Source organism: Actinomadura sp. NPDC048394 (genome assembly GCF_040651755.1).
Classification (GTDB): Bacteria; Actinomycetota; Actinomycetes; order Streptosporangiales; family Streptosporangiaceae; genus Spirillospora; species Spirillospora montaniterrae.
The window spans coordinates 82192-100457 of sequence record NZ_JBEZJL010000010.1; the positions used below are offsets into that span (position 1 = coordinate 82192).

The window sequence follows — 18266 nt, forward strand, 5'->3', positions numbered from 1 at the left end:
CACGACACCGCCGTCACGAGCGGACGGGCCCGGTCTCCCGACCGGGCCCGTCCGCTTTCCGGTCCGCTCAGCGGGTGATCTTCGCGGCGGCCTTGCGCCGCGTGACGGGCTCGGCGAGGCGCTGCTCGTCGCAGGCCTTCTGCAGGATGTCGAGGGTCTCGTCGAGGCCGGGGCCGAGCGGCGGGTGCGGCTCGAACGTCGCGGGCAGGTGGCGCATGCCCTGGATGACGCCGATGGTCTCGTAGTGGACGGTGCCCTCCGGGTCGCAGCGGTAGCCGGGCATGCGGTCCAGCACCTGGGCGACCATGCGCTTGAACACGGTGCGCGCGACGTTCGAGCCGATGCACCGGTGGATGCCGAGGCCGAACGCGTGGTGCCGGTTGCCGGAGCGCTCGAGGTCGATCCGGTCGGGGTCGGCGAACACCGACGGGTCCCGGTTGGCCATGGCCCAGGACAGCCAGACGCGCTCGCCCTCCTTGAAGCGCGTGCCGGCGATCTCGCAGTCCTCGGAGAACGTGCGGGCGTCCCCCGGGGCGGGGGTGAAGTAGCGCAGGAACTCCTCGGTGGCCGGGTCCAGCAGGGTGTCGCGCTCGCGCGACAGCCGCTCCCGCTCGTCCGGGTGCTCCGACAGCCATTCCAGCGCGTGCGCGGTCAGCGCGGTCGTCGTGTCGAAGCCGCCGCCGATGACCAGCGCGAGGACGCCGAGCAGCTCCAGGTCGTCCGGCTTCCCGCCGTTGATCTCGGCGCGCAGCAGCGCGTCGATCATGCCGGGGCGCGGGTTCTCCCGGATGGCGCCCATCTCGCGGAACAGGTCGGAGAAGCAGGCGGTCTGCTGCTCGCGGACCCGGGCCATCTCCGGCGAGTTCGGCGGCGTGTAGACGGCGGCGTGCGTCGGCTCGCTGTACAGCTCCCACCTCTTCACCGGCACGCCGAGCATCGCCAGGGTGAGGACGGCGGGCACGATGTTGGCCAGGTCGTCGACGAAGTCGATGGTGCCGCTCTCGGACCGCTCGTCCAGGCAGGCGCGCACCACCTCGTCGACGAACGGGATCCAGCGGCTCACGGCGGCGGGGGAGAGGTAGGGGTTCAGCGCCTGCCGGTAGTGGCGCTGCTCGGGCGGGTCCATCTCCAGGAAGCCGCCGCGGACCGGCGGTGCCGGGTTCGGCGCGGGGATGGTGATGCCCTTGTAGCCGCGGCGCTCGCCCTTCACGTCGTGGTCGTTCGACAGCTTGTCGGCGGACCGGGCGAGTTCGAACACCTCCGCGGCGCCGGCGGCCACCCAGTGCCCATCGTAGGTGTCCGACCAGGCGATCGGGCACTTCTCCTGCATCTCACGGGTGATCGAGGTGAACTGCCGGCGGTACTCCGGGGTGTGCCGGTCGAACTCGTAGCGGTTCTTCTTGCGGGCCTCGTCGTCCACGCTCACGACGTCGTCCTCTCTGAGGCGGCGGGCGATCCCAGTTGGTAGAACTTACTTTTCAGTTTCGAGAACAATACTCTCATCCGGGGATGCCCGGTAGATCCGGACGTCGGCGGTCACGGGCGTGCGGCGGCCTCCGCCGGCGGCGGGGCCGCCCGCAGGGCGCCTGGCCGCGAAGGGTTGAAGTAGGCGTTCTCTCTCAGAGAGAATGATGTTTTCGACGTGGAGGAGACGGCATGGGAACCCAGCGCGACGCGGGACCGGTGGCGGCGGGATCCGCCGCCCACGCGGACGGGACGAGGCGCCTGCTGATCGGCGGGCGGCTGGTGGAGGCGGAGCGGACGTACCCGTCGCTCAACCCGGCCACCGGGAAGGTCATCGGGCACGCCCCCGACGCCGCGCCCGCCGACGCCGAGGCCGCCGTCGCCGCGGCCCGCCGCGCCTTCGACACCACCGCCTGGCCCACCGACGTCGATCTCCGTGTCCGCTGCCTCGAGCAGCTCTACGACGCGCTGGTCGAGCACAAGGAGGAGCTGCGGGAGCTGACGATCGCCGACACCGGGTCGCCCCGCATCGTGACCCACGGCGCCGGCCTGGACGAGCCGCTGGAGATCGTCCGCTACTACGCGGGACTGCTGCGCGAGCACTCCTTCACCGAGGACCTCGGCGAGAACGAGGTCAGGGGGCGGCGGAACCGCCGCTGGGTGGAGAAGGAGGCGGCGGGCGTCGTCGCCGCGATCACCGCGTACAACTACCCCAACCAGCTCGCCCTGGCCAAGCTGGCGCCCGCGCTGGCCGCCGGGTGCACGGTCGTGCTGAAGGGCGCGCCGGACACGCCGCTGGTGACGCTGGCGCTGGCCGAGCTGATCGCCGAGCGCACCGACATCCCGGCCGGTGTCGTCAACGTCCTCACCTCCGCGGGGGCTGCCACCGGCGAGGTCCTGACCACCCACCCGGACGTGGACGTCGTCACCTTCACCGGGTCCACCGCGACCGGCCGCAAGATCATGGCGGCGGCGAGCGGCACCGTGAAGCGGGTCTTCCTCGAACTCGGCGGCAAGTCCGCGATGGTCGTGCTCGACGACGCCGACCTCGACCTGACCGCGATGGCGGCGGCCTTCACCATCTGCTCGCACGCCGGCCAGGGATGCGCGATCACCTCCCGGCTGCTGGTGCAGCGCGGGCAGCACGACGCGATGGTGGAGCGGGTCGCCGCCCAGCTCGCCGGGGTCCGCTACGGGGACCCGCGCGACGCGAACACCTACATGGGGCCGTTGATCAGCGAGCGGCAGCGGGAGAAGGTGGACGGGATGGTGCGGCGTGCCGTGGAGGGAGGCGCGAAGCTGGTGACCGGCGGCGAGAAGGTCGATCCCGGGTTCTTCTACACCCCGACGCTGCTGAGCGGCGTGGATCCGGACAGCGAGATCGCGCAGGAGGAGGTCTTCGGGCCCGTCCTCGCCGTCATCCCCTACGACGACGAGGACGACGCCGTCCGCATCGCCAACAACTCCGCCTACGGCCTCTCGGGAGCGGTGCACAGCGCCAGCGAGGCGCGCGCCATCGCCGTGGCCCGGCGGATCCGCACCGGAACGCTCAGCATCAACGGCGGCAACTACTTCGCGCCGGACGTCCCCTTCGGCGGCTTCAAGCAGTCGGGGATCGGCCGCGAGATGGGCGTGGCCGGCCTGGACGAGTTCCTGGAGCGCAAGGCGTTCGCGACCGTCGTCCCCTGAGCACGAGGCGTCCCCTGAGCGAACGCATCACCCCGCCCAGCGCCGACCGCCCCCTCCGCGGCGGCGCCGACGAAAGGAATCCCCCGCATGGCAGCAGACGCGGCCGCCGCCGACATCGCCTCGCTCGTGCTGCGGGTGTCGGTCGGCGGCACCCTGATCGCGCACGGCTGGAACCACGCGTTCGGCGGCGGCAGGATCGAGGGCACGGCGGGCTGGTTCGAGTCCATGGGGCTGCGCCCGGGCCGGCTGCACGCGCTGATGGCGACCGGCACGGAGTTCGGCGCCGGCGTCCTGCTGCTGCTCGGGCTCCTCACCCCGCTCGCCGCCGCCGGGGCGGTCGGCACGATGGGGGTCGCGCTCATCACGGCCCACCTGCGCAACGGCTTCTTCATCTTCCGGCCGGGACAGGGCTACGAGTACGTCGTCATGATCATCATGGTGGCGTGCGGGATCGGCGCCCTCGGCGGCGGCGCCGTCTCCCTCGACCGCGCCGCCGGGATCGACGGCGACCTCTCCGGGTGGACGGGCCTCGCCGTCACCGCCCTCGCCGGGGGCGTCGGCGCCGCCCTGCTGCTGGCCGCGTTCTGGCGTCCCTCTCGGCAGGCGGAGGAACAGGGCGGCTAGGACGCCCCGTTCCGCCGGCCGGCGATGACGGTGCTCCGGACGGCCGTCGCGTCCGGGCCGCGCAGTGCCTCGGCGAGCGGGACGTGGAGCAGGACCAGGTCGGCCGCGGCCCCCGGGCGGACACCCCGGGCGCGCCCGCCGGGATCGCCGGGCGGCGTCAGGTAAGAGCGGAGGGCGGCGCGGGCCGTGATCGCCTCGCCGCCGGCCACCACCGCCCCGGACCGGGTGCGGCGCTTCACGGCGGCGCGGATGACCGCCCACGGGTCGAGCGGCCCGTAGGGCGCGTCGCTCGACAGCGCGACCGGGACGCCCGCGTCGGCCAGCCGGCGGCAGCGGTACAGGTCGCCGTGGTCGCTCGCCGGGACGTCGCGCAGGTAGTCGTCGCCCCGGTCGGCGATGAAGCCGGGCTGCGTGACGACGCGCAGCCCGAGCCGGGCCAGCTCGCCGACGGTCTCCGCCGGGACGAGCGCGGCGTGCTCGACGCGGTCGCCGTCGCGGACGCCGGTCGCGCCGAGCGCCGCGAGGAGGAGCAGCAGCGCTTCGCGGGTGACGCAGTGCACGGCCACGGCCCGCCCGTACGCGTGGGCGCTCGCGATGCGGCCGGTCAGGTCGTCGAGCGAGGGAAGACCCGAGTCGGCAAGGACGATCTTGTAGGGGCCGGTGGTCACCTCCGGACGGCGGGGGGCCGGGGCGTCCAGGGGCATGCCGAGCAGATGCACGCGCTGGGGAACCGCCCCCTCCTCGAACGCGGCGATCGCGTCAGTGGTGAGATCGGGCGTGGCGTCGGTGACGCCGGTGATCCCGTACCGCGCCAGCTCGGCTCCGACGGCGCTCAGATCGGCGGGCGGTCCGGCGGGCAGGCGGGTGCGGAGCCAGTCGTCGGCGCGCCACAGCCGTCCGGTCGGGACGCCGGCGGGGCCGCGCTCGATGCCTGGGTGACGCCCCTCGGCCAGGCCCGCGTCGCGCGCGGCGGCGGAGTTGAGCATCCACAGCGCGCCGCTGCGGTGCTGGACCCGGACGGGCACGTCGGAGCGCAGCGCGTCGAGGCGCGCCGCGTCCAGGTCCCCGGCGACGCTCTCGGCGTAGCCGACGCCGCGCACCCACCCGTTCTCATCGGGCGGCGCGGCGCGCAGTGCCGCCGCCAGCGCGTCCCGTCCCTCGACCTGCGGAGGCCCGCACAGGACGGACCGCCTCCACGCCCACAAGGCGTGCAGATGCAGGTGGTGATCCCACAGCCCCGGAAGCAGCGCGCCGCCGCGGCACTCGACCACCTCCTCCGAACCCGCCGGAGTGAGATGCGGGCCGACGTCGGCGATCCGCTCGCCCACGACGCGGACATGCGTGCGCCCGCGCCCGCCGATCTCGGCGTCGCGGAACAGCAGCCCGCTCACGGCCGCGTCCATGGCCTCATGGGACGGGAATCCCGAGCCGCCGCAGGACGTCCGCCGTGTCGGCACCAGTGGCCGGCGCGTCGCCCTTCGGTTCGCGGCGAACCGGGACGGCGACCGGGACGGCACCGGCACCGGTCTCGACGACCCACCCGCCCGCGCGGCGGACCGCCGGCGCGCTGGGGACCGGCGGCCCCGGATCGAGGGTCGCCGCGACGACGCCGGTCATCGACACGTCCCAGAGGACGCCGCGTCCCGGCGGCGCGGTGGCCGCGAGCACGGCCGCGGTGAGCCCCGTCAGCGGGTCGGCGATGGCGTCGCCGCAGAACACCGGGGACAGGTCCGGCTCGCGGCAGACCAGCCCGGCGCCCGCGGCCACGTCGTCGCCGAAGCCGACGCGCTCGGACGCGCGGCCGTTCGCGGTGATCGAGACCCAGGTCGTCCCGGCGGCGACCGCGGCGCCCGCGTCCAGCCCGAACCGGGCGAGGGCGCGCGGCCGGGACGCCTCGATGACGATGTCCGCCGCGTCCACCAGCGCCGCCATCGCCCGGCGGCCCGCCGCGGTCGCCGGGTCCAGCACGACGGAGCTGTGGCCCGCGTGCAGGAGCCGGTAGAAGCCGGGGTCGCCGTACCGCGCCCCGTCCGGTCGGGTGGGCGTCTCGACCTTGACGACGCGTGCCCCGGCCAGGCCGAGCAGATGCGCGCAGAGCGGCCCCGCCCACAGCGCGCTGAAGTCGACGACCAGCGCGTCCTTCACCGGGCGGGGCGACGCCGGGACCGGGACGCTCGCGGGCGGCGCCGTGCGCACCGGTCCGGCGGCGATGCCGAGAAGCGCGGCGCGCTCGGCGAGGTCGGCGCCGGTGTGCTCGCGGAGCCACGACGCGACCGCCGGCCACGGATCGTCGCCGACGTCGGTACTGGCGAGCGCGCCGAGGAGCGCCGGGTCGTCGGGGCGGGCGCAGGACACCGCGGCCCAGCCGTCCGCGGTGGGGAGCAGCCGGCACGCGCCGCCCGGCGACACCCGTCCGCGCCGGGTGTGGCCGGTGAACGCGGCGCGCTCGGCCAGCAGCCGCGCCCCGTCCAGGCGCGGGGCGCCCGTGGACGCGGCGAACCGCTCGGCCAGATCCCGGGCCACGGCCGCGGCCCGTCCGGGCGGCAGCAGCGGCGGGCCGTCCGGACGGCCCGACAGCGCCATCGCGCCGCTTCCGGCCCACGCCGACGCCGCGTCCACGTCCGGCGCCGCGCCCGTGTCCGGTGGCGTGCCCGCGTCCGGTGGTGTGCCGTTCACCGGCGCCGGCTCCCTGCGTCGCCGCTGCGTCCGCGCATGATCCCGACGATAGCGCCGGGCCGCCGTCACCGGGCCACGTAGCCTCCGTCCACGGGGAGGGCGGCGCCGGTGACGAACGACGACTCGTCGCCGGCGAGGAAGAGCGCGGCGGCGGCCAGCTCGGACGGCAGCCCCCATCGGTTCATCGGCTGGACGCTCATCGGCATGTCCGGCGGCGGCGCCGGCCTGTCCTCCGAGGCGCCCGCGAGCCCCGTCCACGTCATGCCGGGGCAGATCGCGTTGACCCGCACGCCTTGCTCGGCATAGTCGAGCGCGGCGCTCTTGGTCATCTGGACGACGCCGCCCTTCGCCGCCGCGTACACCGAGTGCTCCTTCCACCCGACGAGCCCGGCGGAGGACGCGGTGTTCACGACGGAGCCGCCGCCGGTGCGCAGCATCGCGGCGATCCCGTACTTCATGCCGAGGAAGACGCCCTTGAGGTTCACCGCGATGACGTCGTCGAAGGTGCTCTCGTCCTGCTCGGTGATGGGTTTGCGGGGGCCGCCGAAGCCGGCGTTGTTGCAGAGCACGTCGAGACGCCCGAAACGGCGTTCGGCCGTCTCGATCATGGCCCGCACGTCGGCCGCGGCGGACACGTCGGCGTGCACCGCGATGGCCGCGTCGCCGATCTCCGCGGCGACCTCGTCCTGCCGGCCGCTGCGGTCCGCGCACACGACCTTCGCGCCGTGCTCCGCGAACAGGACCGCCATGGACCGCCCGATCCCCGACCCCGCGCCGGTGATCACGGCGACCTTGCCGGCGAGCCGTCCTCCGTTGTCCGTCATGGTGTGCTTCCTTGCGTCAGGTCCGGCGGCGCGCTCGTGGTGGTGCGGTGCCGCGTCATCTGGGCGAGTGCCGCGTCGTGCCGGGCGATGATCTGGCGGACGCGCGCCTCCGCCAGCGGCCCGAGCCCGTCGTAGACCCCGGCGAACAGGCCGCGCGCCTGCCGGCCGGGCCAGGGGCGGGGCAGCAGGCTCTCCGGCAGTTCCGGGTCGAGGCTCACCAGCTCCCGCCAGGCGTCCTTGACGTCCGTCCGGGCCACGAGCGCCTCCGCGGTCCCGACCTGGCCGTGCTCGACGCGGTGCAGCAGCGGCTCGTGCTCGGCGATGAACGCCTCGTAGCGCGCGGCGATCGCCTCGACGTCCCAGGCGGCGAGCGGGTCGCCGGGCCCGGCCGCGTACGTCACCTCGGCGCGCAGGACGGTCGCGTGCCCCACTCCCAGGTTCTCCAGGAGCTCGACGGTCTGGTCGCGGTCGGCGTGCGGCGACACCCAGACGCTGTCGTAGAGGGGGGCGTAACCGAGCCAGCGCAGCCGCGTCCGGATGACGTACCGCAGGTCGCGCTGCTCGTCGGGGACCGAGAACAGGACGGTCGTCCACGAGCCGTCCCATGCCCGGTCCCCGGCGCGGAACTCCACGACGCGCCGCTGGGTCTGCTCCAGCGCGCGCGCAGCGCCCGGCGTCATCCGGTAGAACGTCCGCCGGCCGGTCTTCGTCGCCTCCAGGAGGTCCCGACGGGCGAGCCGCGCGATCGCGGCCCGGGCGCTCGCCTGCGTGTTGGCGAACTCGGTGAGCAGCTCGACCAGCGCCGCGGACGGCAGGTACGCGTCGGTGCCGAACCAGTAGTCGGTGAACAGCCCCAGGAGCAGGTGCTGTGGGTTCGGCCCGACCTGCACGCGCGGGAAGTCGACCTCGGTCTCCACGTAGGCTTCCATCACGCGGGAAGGCTATCCGCGGCGGTTCCGCCCGGACGCCCGCGAACCGCGGCGGCGGTGGTCATCGTCCGATCCCCGTTCACACGGCCGGTTCGGCGGTCGTGTCGAAGAAGGCGGCGCCGGAGTCGGGGATGCGCGGCTGGTGGAACACGTTGACCGCGTAGGAGACGAGGATCATCGAGTACAGCAGCCGCAGCAGCCGTGTGGCGTCGTCGGGCAGGTCGTTCAGGTCGAGTGCGTTGAGGTACTCGATGGCCTCTTCGGCGCGGGGGGCGATGGCGTCGTAGAAGGCGGCCAGCTCGTCGAAGGTCTTGGACAGGCGCATGTCGTAGCGTTCCTGCCGGGTCGGCCGTGCCCAGTCGGCGACCCACGGCTCCAGGTCGGTGAACTGCGCGGGCAGGCTGGTCGCGATGGTCGGCATCAGCCCTCCTTGCTGGTGTTGCGGGCCTGGTGGGCGGCGACGGTGTCGCGGACGGTCTTGTGGAACCTGCGGATGAGCAGTTCCTGGTCGGACAGGTGGAACCGCTGGTTGGCGCGGGTCGACAGGCCCTGCTGGGTGGCTTCGATGGTGTTGACGTCCTGCATGGCGAACTCGATGGTGCTGTCGACGACGAGTTCCTGCGCCAGCCGTTCCTGGGCGTTCTTGGGCGGCACGAAGTACAGGTCGATGTCGTAGGTGTGCTTGTCGACGGCTTCGGGCCAGTAGGTGTACGTGATGTAGAACCCGCGCGCCCAGATCTGCACCGACAGGTTGGGGAACAGCCAGAACTGGTCGTTGCCCCACGAGCGGATGTTGCCCTTGTTGAGGAAGTCGGGGAGCGGGCCGAGGTCGGGGACGTCGTCGGGGCCGAACAGCCCGGCGCGGAACAGCTTGTAGACCCAGATCTGGTCGCGTTCGGCGGGGCCGGCGGTGCCGGGCTCGCGCGGCGGGAGCGGGGGCGGGCCGGGCACCGAGGTGAGCATGTGCGGGGTGAACAGGTCGTAGTGGTAGGCGTCGACCGGCGGGACGAGCTTTTCGGCCTTGGCGATGTCCTTGGCGATGAAGCGGGCGTGCACGTACGGCGGGTGGTACCACTCGCAGACCGAGTCGACGGCGAGTTTCCAGTTGCCGCGGATCGGCGCGGAGAACCCGTAGTGCTGGGTCATCTCGTGGAACGGGTAGGCCTCCAGTTCCAGGAGGCGATCGCCCAGGTAGCTGCGCAGCGGGACGGGGTCGTCGGCGAGGTTGACGAAGATGAACCCGGCGAACTCCTCGCAGTGCACCGGCGGCATCCGCAGCGAGTCCTTGTCCAGGCCGAAGAACTCCTCCTCGTTGGTGACGTGGGTGACGCGGCCGTCCAGGCCGTACCGCCAGCCGTGGTACTTGCAGGCGAACTCGCGGCACGAGCCCTTGGACTCCTCCTGCGGGTGCTCCTGCCAGACGACCTTGTTACCGCGGTGCGCGCACACGTTGTGGAAGGCGTTGACCTTCCCGTCGCGGCGCCGCGCGATGACGATCGAGGCCAGCCCATGCAGTTCGCGGGTGAAGAACGTGCCCGGCCGGGGCAGCCGCTCGGACCGGCCGACGTACAGCCAGGACCGCTTGAACACCGCCTCGCGTTCGGCGGCGAAGAACTCCGGGGAGATCGCGTCCTCGTAGTCCACGGGCCCGGTTCCGAGATCCGGGTAGTCCGGAGTGAACTTGCCTCTCCCCGTGGATAGGCGTTGCTGCAGCTCGGTCATGCGCTGTCTCCCTGCTGTGGCGATGGCTCGATGGTAGTCACTTTTCCTCGCAAGCTACATAGTCATGTCATCTTTTGGGCGTGACGATCATGACCACGGCTTGTCGTTCCAGGCGCGGTCAAGCGGCTCCATGCCGCCGCCGAAGGGGAAGAACTCCTGCTGGGCGTAGGTCTCGCGGGCCAGGCCGTGGCCGAGTTCCTCCAGGTAGGCGCGCTTGAGGTTCTGGGTGAACAGCTGCCGCGTGTACCGCAGCACCATCGGCGGCCGCTTCACCAGCTCGCGAGCCAGCTCCCACGCCCGGTCGAGCACCTGGTCCTTCGGCAGGACCTCGTTGACCGCGCCCCACTCCTTGGCTTCCTGCGCGGACAGCTTCTTGCCGGTGAGCAGGAAGTAGCGGGCCCGGTTGTGGCCGACCAGGAAACTCCAGATCACGTGCTGCCCGTCGCCGGGCACCTGGCCGCGCGGGAAGTGCGAGACGTCCTGGAAGTAGGCGTCCTCGGAGGCCAGCACGATGTCGCCCATCAGCGGGACCTCGGAGTGGATGTTGCACGGGCCGTTGACCACGCTGATCATCGGCACGTCCACCTCCAGGACGTTCTGCTGGAGCTGGCGGTTGTACCAGGCCTTCTCGTCCAGCTTGTGCAGCCCGCGGACGCCCGGCATCGCGTCGTAGATCGGCGGGTCGGGCAGCGTGCCGTCGGGCATCAGGCCCCAGTCGGCGTTGTAGTTCTCGCCGGTCCCGGTGTGGATGAGCACCTTGATCTCGCGGTCGCCGGCGACGTCGGCGAACGCGTCGGCCATGTCGTCGTGCGACTTCCAGTCCCACACCAGGCTCCCGCCGCCGGTGTGGCACCGCATCAGCAGGATCCCGTCCTCGCTCAGCTCGAAGCCGTAGTTGGGGTAGCGGTCCTTGTAGTCCTCGTACCTGGCGCGCTTGACCATCGGCCGTCCCTTCGTCCCGCGGTACCCGGCCGCGGGACCTCTGTTGTGCGACATGGTTTTGGCGTACGGTGCTAAATATGCATCCTTTTCGGTTCGCCGTCCAGGCGACCAAGGCGACCACGGGGGCGCAGTGGCGCGATCTCGCCCGCAAGGCCGAGGACCTCGGATACGCCACGCTGTTCGTCGCCGACCACTACCTGGGGCCGGGCCCGGCGGCCCGGGAGTCGCGGCTGCCGCCGCAGCACCTCGCGCCGATCGCCGCGATGGCCACGGCCTCCGCCGTGACGCAGCGGCTCCGGGTCGGCTGCCGCGTGTTCTGCGTCGACTACCACGTCCCGGCCGTCCTGGCGAAGGAGGCGGCGACCCTGGACCTGCTGTCGGACGGCAGGCTGGAGTTCGGGATCGGCGCAGGCTGGAGCGAACGCGAGTACCGGGCGATCGGCCTCGACTTCGCGCCCCCGGCCCGCCGCGTCGACAAGCTCGAAGACGTCGTCGCACTGCTCAAGGCCCACTGGAGCGGTGAGCCCCTGAACCATCAGGGACCGTTCGCGACCGCGACCGGATACGCGGGCCTGCCCCTGCCGGCGCAGCGGCCCCGCCCGCCGATCATGATCGGCGGCGCACGCAAACGCGTGCTGTCGCTCGCCGCCCGCGAAGCCGACATCGTCAGCATCAACAACGTCCCGTTCGACGCGGTGAACGACGCCGGCCGCACACCCGCCGAAGAAGCCGCGCACCGCTTCGCCGTCGTCCGCGACGCGGCGGGGGAGCGCCTCCCCGGCCTGGAGATCGAGAGCTCCCCGTTCTTCACCGAGGTCACCGACGACCCCGGCGCCGCCGTCGCCCGCGTCGCCAAGATCATGGGCGTCCCGCCGGACGGGCTCCCCGCCCACCCCAACGTGCTGGTCGGCTCGCTCGGCGAGGTCGCCGACCGGCTCCAGGAGCGCCGCGACATCTACGGCGCGAACTACATCACCGTCCAGCAGCGCGAACTGGAACGCTTCGCGCCCGTCGTCGCCCGGCTCGCGGGCCGCTGACGGATCGGCCGCCCCGGCCGGCAATCACGGAGGACACGAAGGTGGTCGAACAGAAGAGCGGTGCGATGCCCGAACCGCGGGGACCGCTCGAAGGCGTGCGGGTCGTCGAGGCGGCCACCCTCGCCGCGGGGCCGACGGTGGCCACGACGCTGGGGGAGTTCGGCGCCGAGGTCATCAAGATCGAGCCGCCGGGCACCGGTGACCCGATGCGCACCTGGGGCGACCGCAAGGACGGCATCGGCCTGGTCTGGAAGAGCATCAGCCGCAACAAGAAGTGCGTCACGCTCGATCTGCGCGTTCCCGCAGGTCAGCGGCTGCTGCACCGGCTGCTCGACGTCAGCGACGTGCTCGTGGTCGGCAACCGGCCGAGTGCCCTTGAGCGGTGGGGGATCGGCTACGACGCGGTCCATGCCGCGCACCCGCATGTGGTGGTCGCGCACATCACCGGCTACGGCAAGGGCGGCCCCAAGAGCGACAGGCCCGGGTACGGCACCCTCGCCGAAGCGATGAGCGGCTTCGCGCACGTCACCGGCCCGGCCGACGGCCCGCCGACGCTGCCGCCGTTCATGCTGGCCGACGGCATCGCCGGGCTCACCGCCGCCTACGCGGTGATGATGGCGCTCTACCACCGCGACGTCCACGGCGCGGACGGCCAGCTCGTGGACGTCAGCCTCCTCGAACCGCTCGCACGGCTCATCGAGTCCGCGACGCTCGCCTACGACCAGCTCGGCACCGTCAAGACCAGGACGGGTAATCGGCTGGACGCCAGCGCACCGCGCAACGCCTACCGCACCCGCGACGGCCGGTGGCTGGCGATCTCCAGCGCGTCACCGAGCATCGCGGTGCGCGTCTTCCGCGCCATCGACCGCCCCGACCTCGCCGAACACCCCGACTACATCGACCCCGTCCGGCGGCAGGAACGAGCCGTCGAAGTGGACGAGCTGGTCGCCGACTGGATCGCACGCCACACTCTCGACCAGGCCATGACCGTGTTCGAGGAAGCCGAGGTGACCGCGGCACCCGTCTACGACGCGCCCGCGCTGCTGGCCGACGCGCACCTGCGCGCCCGCGGCACCTTCCGGGCCGTGGACGACCCCGACCTCGGCCGCATGACCGTCCAGGCCCCGGTGCCGAGGCTCAGCGCCACCCCGGGACGCATCGACCACCTCGGCCGCCGGCTCGGCGCCGACAACGACCACGTCTACCGCGACCTGCTCGGCCTCGACCCCGCCGAGATCGCGGACCTGCGTGAAGAAGGAGTGATCTGATGCCCGAGCCGAGAGCCCGCAGGTCGGAACTGGCGACGCCGGCCAGCGACGAGCACATGTGCCAGAAGGCGGCCCGGTCGGGCGCGGACCTGGTCTTCCTCGACCTGGAGGACGCCTGCGCCCCGGCGGCCAAGGAGCGGGCGCGCGGCGTCGCCGTCGCCGCGCTGACCGGGCTGGACTGGGGACGCACCGTGCGCGCCGTCCGCGTCAACGGCCTGGACACCCCCTGGTGCCACGACGACGTCATCGAGGTCGTCACCGGGGCGCGCGACGCGCTCGACGTGATCATCCTGCCGAAGGCGCGCACCGCCCGCGACGTGTGGTGGCTCGACGTCCTGCTCACCCAGCTGGAGGACAAGCTCGGGCTGGCGCGGCGGATCGGCATCGAAGTGCTCATCGAGGAGGCCGAAGGGCTGGCCAACGCCGTCGAGATCGCCCGCGCCGGCGACCGCCTCGAAGCGGTCATCTTCGGCGCCGGGGACCTGTCCGCCTCGCTGCGCGCCCGGGTCGACGGCAACTTCGACCCGCTCGGCGACTATCCCGGCGACTTCTGGCACCACGCCCGCGCCCAGGTCCTGACCGCAGCCCGCACCGCCGGCATCGACGCCATCGACGCGCCGTACCCCGCCTACCAGGACCCCGACGGCTACCGCAGGGCCGCCACCCACGCCGCCCTGCTCGGCTTCGACGGCAAATGGGCCATCCACCCCAGCCAGATCGCGACCGCCCACGAGGTCTTCAGTCCGACCGCCGAGGAGGTCGCGCAGGCCAGGGCGGTGATGGAGGACTACGAGCGGGCCGCCGCAGGCGGCACCGGCGCCATCGGCCGCGACGGACGCCTCGTCGACGCCGCCCACATGCGCCACGCCGCCAACGTCCTGCGCCGGGCGGCGCCGACGGGGTGATCCCGCGAGGGCATGCAACCTTCGCGGCCGACCACCGATCCCGGGCGCGGCATGCTCCGGGGCGTTCACCGCAGCGCGCGGCGACCGTTCCGGTTCTTCGCAGGCGCGCTCGGCGGCGCGTCACCGTCGCGTTCCGCGGCGCGGGCGATGCCTTCGCACATCCCGCCGAAGACGCGGTCGTGGAACGGTTTGAACGCCCACCAGTAGCAGTGCCCGAGCAGCCCCCGGGGATGGAACAGGGCGCGCTGGGCGTAACGGACGCGGCCGTCGCGTTCCGACACGCTCAACTCCAGCCAGGCCAGTCCGGGGACGCGCATCTCGGCGCGCAGCCGCAGCAGGCGTCCGGGCTCGATCTCCTCCACGCGCCAGAAATCGACCGCCTCCCCGATGCGGAGCCGGCGCGGGTCGCGGCGGCCGCGCCGCAGGCCCACCCCGCCCACGAGCCGGTCGAGGACGCCGCGGGCGCGCCAGGCCAGGGGGAAGGAGTACCAGCCGCGCTCGCCGCCGATCCCCTCGATGACCTCCCACAGGCGCCGCGGCGGGGCGTCCACGGTGCGGGACCGCTCGTCGGTGTAGAGGCTGCCGCCGGCCCAGTCCGGGTCCGTGGGCAGCGGGTCGCTGGGCGCGCCGGGGACGCTCGCCGACGACCAGCGGGTCGCGACGTCCGCCTCGCGGACGCGGCGCAGCGCGAGGGACACCGCGCGCTCGAACCCGGCGAGGCCCTCGTCCGGCGGCGGGACGTACCGGCCGATGTCGTGCTCGCGGCAGATCACCTCGTTGCGCAGCGACTCCACCAGCGGACGCGCCAGGCGGCCCGGGACGGGCGTGATCGCCCCGACCCACAGGCTCGACAACCACGGGCTCAGCACCGGCACCGGGACGATGAGGCGCGGCCTGAGTCCGGCGACGGCGGCGTACCGCCGCATCATGTCCCGGTAGGTCAGCACGTCCGGCCCGCCGATGTCGAACCCCCGGCTGACCCGGGCGGGGAGCGCGGCGGACGCCACGAGGTAGTGCAGGACGTCCCGGATCGCGATCGGCTGGATGCGCGAGTGCACCCAGCGCGGGGTGACCATCACCGGGAGCCGCTCGGTCAGGTACCGCAGCATCTCGAACGACGCCGAGCCCGACCCGATGATCACGGCGGCGCGCAGCCAGACGGCGGGCACCCCGGCGTCCAGCATGATCCGGCCGACCTCGGCGCGGGACCGCAGGTGCGGGGACAGGTCTTCGTCCGGGTCCATCCCGCCGAGATAGACCAAGCGCCCGACGCCGGCGTCGCGGGCCGCGGCGGCGAACGTGCGGGCCGAGCGGCGGTCGGTCTCGCCGAACCCGCCCGCCCCGCCGATCGCGTGGATCAGGTAGTAGGCGACGCGCACGCCCTCCAGGGCCCGGCGGGTCGACTCCGGGTCGGTCGCGTCGGCCTGGACGATCTCCACGCGGTCCGCCCAGGGATGGTCGCGCAGCCGCCGCGGGGAGCGCGCCATGCACCGCACGCGGTAACCGGCGTCCAGCAGTTCCGGTACCAGCCGGCCGCCGATGTAGCCGCTGGCCCCCGTCACCAGGCACAGGCTCGCGTCGCCCGCTCCAGCGGGCGGCGGTGTCGTCCTGGGCGTGCCGGTCATAGGTTGTGCCGGAGGAGCAGGTCGTCGGGGAACGGGGCCAGGTACGTCTGGCCCGCGATGTAGTCGAGATTCTCGCCTTCGGCGTGGTGGCGCAGCAGCGCGACGGGGACGCTCAGCGGCGCCCGCCCCTCCCGGTAGGAGTCGATCGCGGCGAGGATGTCGTGACGGCGCGTCGGGTCGAGGCTTTCACTGATGAAGCCGAGCACGTGCTGCAGGGCGTTGGTGTGGCGGCCGCGTCCGGCGCGGACGGCGAGGGCGGCGGTGAACGCGCGGCGGTAGCCGCGTTCCAGGTCCTCTTCCTGGAGTTCGCCCGCGCGGGCGACGATCCGCCCCGTTTCGCGGTAGCCGTCCGGCGTGTGGGCGAGCAGCTGCATCTTGTGCCGGCTGTGGAAGGCGACGAGGTCGCGGGGCCGCCAGGCGGCGGCGAAGAGGGCACGGAGTCGGGCCTGGGCGAACAGCCGCTCCACGAAGTGCTCGCGCAGCACCGGGTCGTTGAGCCGGCCGCTCTCCTCCACGGGCAGGTCCGGATAGGCCTCCAGCAGCAGGGCGGCGAAGACGCCGCGGCCCTCGCGGTCGACCGGCTGGCCGTCCGTGCGCTCGCCGGGACGCCCGGACGCGTGGCGCGGCAGCTTGAACAGCCCGCAGCTGGGCGAGCGGGACTTCAGTACGTACCCGTCGATGTCCTCGAGGCCGGGGAGCCGGTGTTCGGCGAGCGCGGCCATCGCCTCGGTGTGATCGTGGCCGCCGTCCCTGGTGACGAGGTGCCCGTCGGTGCGCAGCCGCATCGCGGGGCGCGGCGCGCCGAGGCCGATCTCCATCTCCGGGCAGACCGGCACCCAGTCGACGTGACGCGACAGCGACCCGGTGAGGAACCGGTCCCTGCTGTGCGCGGCGTTGTAGCGGACGGGTGCGCCCAGCAAGCAGCTCGACACCGCCAGCCGCGGCCGCGCCCCGTCCCACCAGAGGCTCCGCTCGTCCTGCCCGGTCGCGTGCGTCGGTGACGGCATGGCAGCTCTCGCCTCCTTCGCGCTCGGCGGCGGCGCGTGCCGTGGCGGGAGCCGTTCGGCCAGGTCATCGCGATCCCCGTAGTCGCTCCGAGATCCATTCATAGCCGGTCGCGCCGCCGCGGCGGACCATCCACCGGCAAACCCACGGGCAACGAAGAACAGGCACGCGGGAGCGGCCCGTTCGCCGCGCCCAACCGCGTCCGCTTCCTGCTGGACGCCCTCACTCTCGGGCTCCGGGGGACCGCCCTCCCCGGGATCACCGTCGGATACCACTTCCCCTAAAAGATTCTCATGAGTATCTTTGTGGTCGGCAGGATGCCGAACGGTGGAGCGGCGGTGCCCGCTCCCGTCCGGCGGACTGCGGCGACTCAGAAGGAGAGTCTCGTGAGCGGACAGCCGGAGAAGACGAACGCGCCCGCCATCACCGAATCCCTCGACACGGCCTCGCTCGGCGCGCAGGTCCAGGCCCCGTCGAAGCCCGTGCGGATCTGGGCCGTCATCGGCGGCGCGATCCTGGTCTTCCAGCTCTACGTGTGGATCCGGTGGATCACCGGATCCCATTTCGAACGGGTGCCCACCGGGCCGAGCGATCCGCCGGCGCTGATGAAGGCGGTCCTCGTCACCTGGACGGGCGTGACGCTGCTCGGCCTGCCGGTCGGCGTGTACTTCTTCATCGTCAGGCCCTGGCGGCGGGAGCGGCGGATCACGCTCGACGGGATGCTGCTGGTGTCCTGCGGCCTGCTGTTCTTCCAGGATCCGCTCCTGGACTACTTCAACACGTGGTGCACCTACAACAGCTGGCTCTGGAACATGGGCTCGTGGACGCAGGACATCCCGGGCTGGCAGTCGTTCGGCGAACCGGGCCACATGCTGGCCGAGCCGCTGCTGATGAACGCGCCGGGCTACTCCTACGGGGTGCTGCTGTGCACCATTCTCGGCTGCTGGGTGATGCGCCGGGTCAAGGCGCGGTGGCCGGGGATCAGCAACGTCGGGCTGATCGGTGTCCTGGTGGCGTGGTCGTTTTTCTTCGACCTCGTCATGGAGGGCCTGTTCCTCATGCCGATGGGGCTGTTCACCTATCCCGGCGCGATCAGGTCCCTGAGCATCAATGCCGGTCACTACTACCAATGGCCGATCTACGAAGGCCTCATGTGGGGCGGCGTCCAGGCGGGCCTGTGCGCGCTGCGCTACTTCACCGACGATCGCGGCCGGACGTTCGTGGAGCGCGGACTGGACCGCGTCCGGGGCGGCCCGACGGGACAGCAGTTCACGCGCTTCCTGGCGATATTCGCGGCGTGCAGCGCGTTCTTCTTCGTGTTCTACAACGTCCCGGTGCAATGGTTCGCCATGCACGCCGATTCCTGGCCGACGGACATCCAGAAGCGCTCGTACTTCATGTCGGGGATCTGCGGCGACGGGACGGGCCGGCTGTGCCCCGACCCCGCCCTGCCGACGACGCGCGACGGCTCCGCGACCATCGGCCCGGACGGCAAGGTCGTGCCGCCGAAGGAAAGAAAGCTCCCGACGATCGTTCCCTTCGACAAGGGGCATTGA

General features: G+C 72.8%; 16 protein-coding genes. 6 read left to right on the forward strand and 10 right to left on the reverse strand.

Annotation, left to right across the window (positions count from 1 at the left end; genetic code table 11):
- Positions 1-67 precede the first annotated feature (67 nt).
- Positions 68-1426 carry a cytochrome P450 gene (locus AB0C78_RS09080; RefSeq protein WP_360744029.1) on the reverse strand — a complete coding sequence of 453 codons (1359 nt, stop codon included), beginning with the start codon at positions 1424-1426 and terminating at the stop codon, positions 68-70.
- A 230-nt stretch (positions 1427-1656) separates the two neighbouring features.
- On the opposite strand from AB0C78_RS09080, the gene AB0C78_RS09085 reads away from it, so the two are divergent.
- Positions 1657-3153: an aldehyde dehydrogenase family protein gene (locus AB0C78_RS09085; RefSeq protein ID WP_360744032.1), complete on the forward strand. Its 1497-nt coding sequence runs from the start codon at positions 1657-1659 to the stop codon at positions 3151-3153.
- Between the two features lie 87 nt (positions 3154-3240).
- The gene (locus tag AB0C78_RS09090) at positions 3241-3777 is read left to right on the forward strand and encodes a DoxX family protein (protein ID WP_360744035.1); all 537 of its coding nucleotides are present in this window, start codon (positions 3241-3243) and stop codon (positions 3775-3777) included.
- Here the strand turns inward: AB0C78_RS09090 and AB0C78_RS09095 are convergent.
- From AB0C78_RS09095 to AB0C78_RS09125, 7 genes are all read right to left on the reverse strand, one after another.
- A complete protein-coding gene (locus AB0C78_RS09095; protein ID WP_360744038.1) occupies positions 3774-5180 on the reverse strand; it encodes an amidohydrolase family protein in 1407 nt (468 codons plus the stop codon). The genes AB0C78_RS09090 and AB0C78_RS09095 overlap by 4 nt on opposite strands.
- Positions 5181-5184: 4 nt before the next feature.
- Positions 5185-6453: a CoA transferase gene (locus tag AB0C78_RS09100; protein WP_360744041.1), complete on the reverse strand. Its 1269-nt coding sequence runs from the start codon at positions 6451-6453 to the stop codon at positions 5185-5187.
- Positions 6454-6518: 65 nt separating this feature from the next.
- A complete protein-coding gene (locus AB0C78_RS09105; protein WP_360744044.1) occupies positions 6519-7277 on the reverse strand; it encodes an SDR family oxidoreductase in 759 nt (252 codons plus the stop codon).
- Positions 7274-8206, reverse strand: a complete 933-nt coding sequence (locus AB0C78_RS09110; protein WP_360744290.1) for a PaaX family transcriptional regulator C-terminal domain-containing protein — start codon at positions 8204-8206, stop codon at positions 7274-7276. Before AB0C78_RS09110 ends, AB0C78_RS09105 begins: the two co-directional genes overlap by 4 nt.
- Positions 8207-8285: 79 nt before the next feature.
- Positions 8286-8627 carry a hypothetical protein gene (locus AB0C78_RS09115; RefSeq protein ID WP_360744047.1) on the reverse strand — a complete coding sequence of 114 codons (342 nt, stop codon included), beginning with the start codon at positions 8625-8627 and terminating at the stop codon, positions 8286-8288.
- Positions 8627-9928, reverse strand: a complete 1302-nt coding sequence (locus AB0C78_RS09120) for an aromatic ring-hydroxylating dioxygenase subunit alpha (RefSeq protein WP_360744050.1) — start codon at positions 9926-9928, stop codon at positions 8627-8629. Before AB0C78_RS09120 ends, AB0C78_RS09115 begins: the two co-directional genes overlap by 1 nt.
- Positions 9929-10015: 87 nt before the next feature.
- Positions 10016-10924, reverse strand: a complete 909-nt coding sequence (locus AB0C78_RS09125) for an enoyl-CoA hydratase/isomerase family protein (RefSeq protein ID WP_360744053.1) — start codon at positions 10922-10924, stop codon at positions 10016-10018.
- A gap of 23 nt (positions 10925-10947) precedes the next feature.
- Between AB0C78_RS09125 and AB0C78_RS09130 the strand changes: the two genes are divergently transcribed.
- The 3 genes from AB0C78_RS09130 to AB0C78_RS09140 all read left to right on the forward strand — a co-directional run bounded on the left by AB0C78_RS09130 (position 10948) and on the right by AB0C78_RS09140 (position 14080).
- Entirely contained in the window at positions 10948-11907 is a 960-nt protein-coding gene (locus tag AB0C78_RS09130; protein ID WP_360744056.1) for a TIGR03621 family F420-dependent LLM class oxidoreductase, read from the forward strand.
- Positions 11908-11972: 65 nt separating this feature from the next.
- Positions 11973-13175: a CoA transferase gene (locus AB0C78_RS09135; RefSeq protein WP_360744059.1), complete on the forward strand. Its 1203-nt coding sequence runs from the start codon at positions 11973-11975 to the stop codon at positions 13173-13175.
- The gene (locus tag AB0C78_RS09140) at positions 13175-14080 is read left to right on the forward strand and encodes a CoA ester lyase (RefSeq protein ID WP_360744062.1); all 906 of its coding nucleotides are present in this window, start codon (positions 13175-13177) and stop codon (positions 14078-14080) included. Before AB0C78_RS09135 ends, AB0C78_RS09140 begins: the two co-directional genes overlap by 1 nt.
- Positions 14081-14145: 65 nt before the next feature.
- Here the strand turns inward: AB0C78_RS09140 and AB0C78_RS09145 are convergent, their stop codons facing one another.
- Positions 14146-15705: an SDR family oxidoreductase gene (locus AB0C78_RS09145; protein ID WP_360744065.1), complete on the reverse strand. Its 1560-nt coding sequence runs from the start codon at positions 15703-15705 to the stop codon at positions 14146-14148.
- Positions 15702-16712 (reverse strand): DUF523 and DUF1722 domain-containing protein, encoded by a 1011-nt coding sequence (locus tag AB0C78_RS09150; RefSeq protein ID WP_360744068.1) that lies wholly within the window; start codon positions 16710-16712, stop codon positions 15702-15704. Before AB0C78_RS09150 ends, AB0C78_RS09145 begins: the two co-directional genes overlap by 4 nt.
- 384 nt (positions 16713-17096) lie before the next feature.
- Here AB0C78_RS09150 and AB0C78_RS09155 point away from each other — a divergent pair, with 384 nt between their 5' ends.
- On the forward strand, positions 17097-18266 hold the full coding sequence (locus tag AB0C78_RS09155; RefSeq protein ID WP_360744071.1) for a spirocyclase AveC family protein: 1170 nt from the start codon (positions 17097-17099) through the stop codon (positions 18264-18266).

Excerpts from the sequence above, each read along its gene's own strand:
- AB0C78_RS09085 (WP_360744032.1), top strand. The coding sequence starts at position 1,657 with ATGGGAACCCAGCGCGACGCGGGACCGGTGGCGGCGGGATCCGCCGCC.
- AB0C78_RS09090 (WP_360744035.1), top strand. The coding sequence starts at position 3,241 with ATGGCAGCAGACGCGGCCGCCGCCGACATCGCCTCGCTCGTGCTGCGG.
- AB0C78_RS09095 (WP_360744038.1), bottom strand. The coding sequence starts at position 5,180 with ATGGACGCGGCCGTGAGCGGGCTGCTGTTCCGCGACGCCGAGATCGGC.
- AB0C78_RS09105 (WP_360744044.1), bottom strand. The coding sequence starts at position 7,277 with ATGACGGACAACGGAGGACGGCTCGCCGGCAAGGTCGCCGTGATCACC.
- AB0C78_RS09110 (WP_360744290.1), bottom strand. The coding sequence starts at position 8,206 with ATGGAAGCCTACGTGGAGACCGAGGTCGACTTCCCGCGCGTGCAGGTC.
- AB0C78_RS09115 (WP_360744047.1), bottom strand. The coding sequence starts at position 8,627 with ATGCCGACCATCGCGACCAGCCTGCCCGCGCAGTTCACCGACCTGGAG.
- AB0C78_RS09120 (WP_360744050.1), bottom strand. The coding sequence starts at position 9,928 with ATGACCGAGCTGCAGCAACGCCTATCCACGGGGAGAGGCAAGTTCACT.
- AB0C78_RS09125 (WP_360744053.1), bottom strand. The coding sequence starts at position 10,924 with ATGTCGCACAACAGAGGTCCCGCGGCCGGGTACCGCGGGACGAAGGGA.
- AB0C78_RS09130 (WP_360744056.1), top strand. The coding sequence starts at position 10,948 with ATGCATCCTTTTCGGTTCGCCGTCCAGGCGACCAAGGCGACCACGGGG.
- AB0C78_RS09135 (WP_360744059.1), top strand. The coding sequence starts at position 11,973 with ATGCCCGAACCGCGGGGACCGCTCGAAGGCGTGCGGGTCGTCGAGGCG.
- AB0C78_RS09140 (WP_360744062.1), top strand. The coding sequence starts at position 13,175 with ATGCCCGAGCCGAGAGCCCGCAGGTCGGAACTGGCGACGCCGGCCAGC.
- AB0C78_RS09145 (WP_360744065.1), bottom strand. The coding sequence starts at position 15,705 with ATGACCGGCACGCCCAGGACGACACCGCCGCCCGCTGGAGCGGGCGAC.
- AB0C78_RS09150 (WP_360744068.1), bottom strand. The coding sequence starts at position 16,712 with ATGCCGTCACCGACGCACGCGACCGGGCAGGACGAGCGGAGCCTCTGG.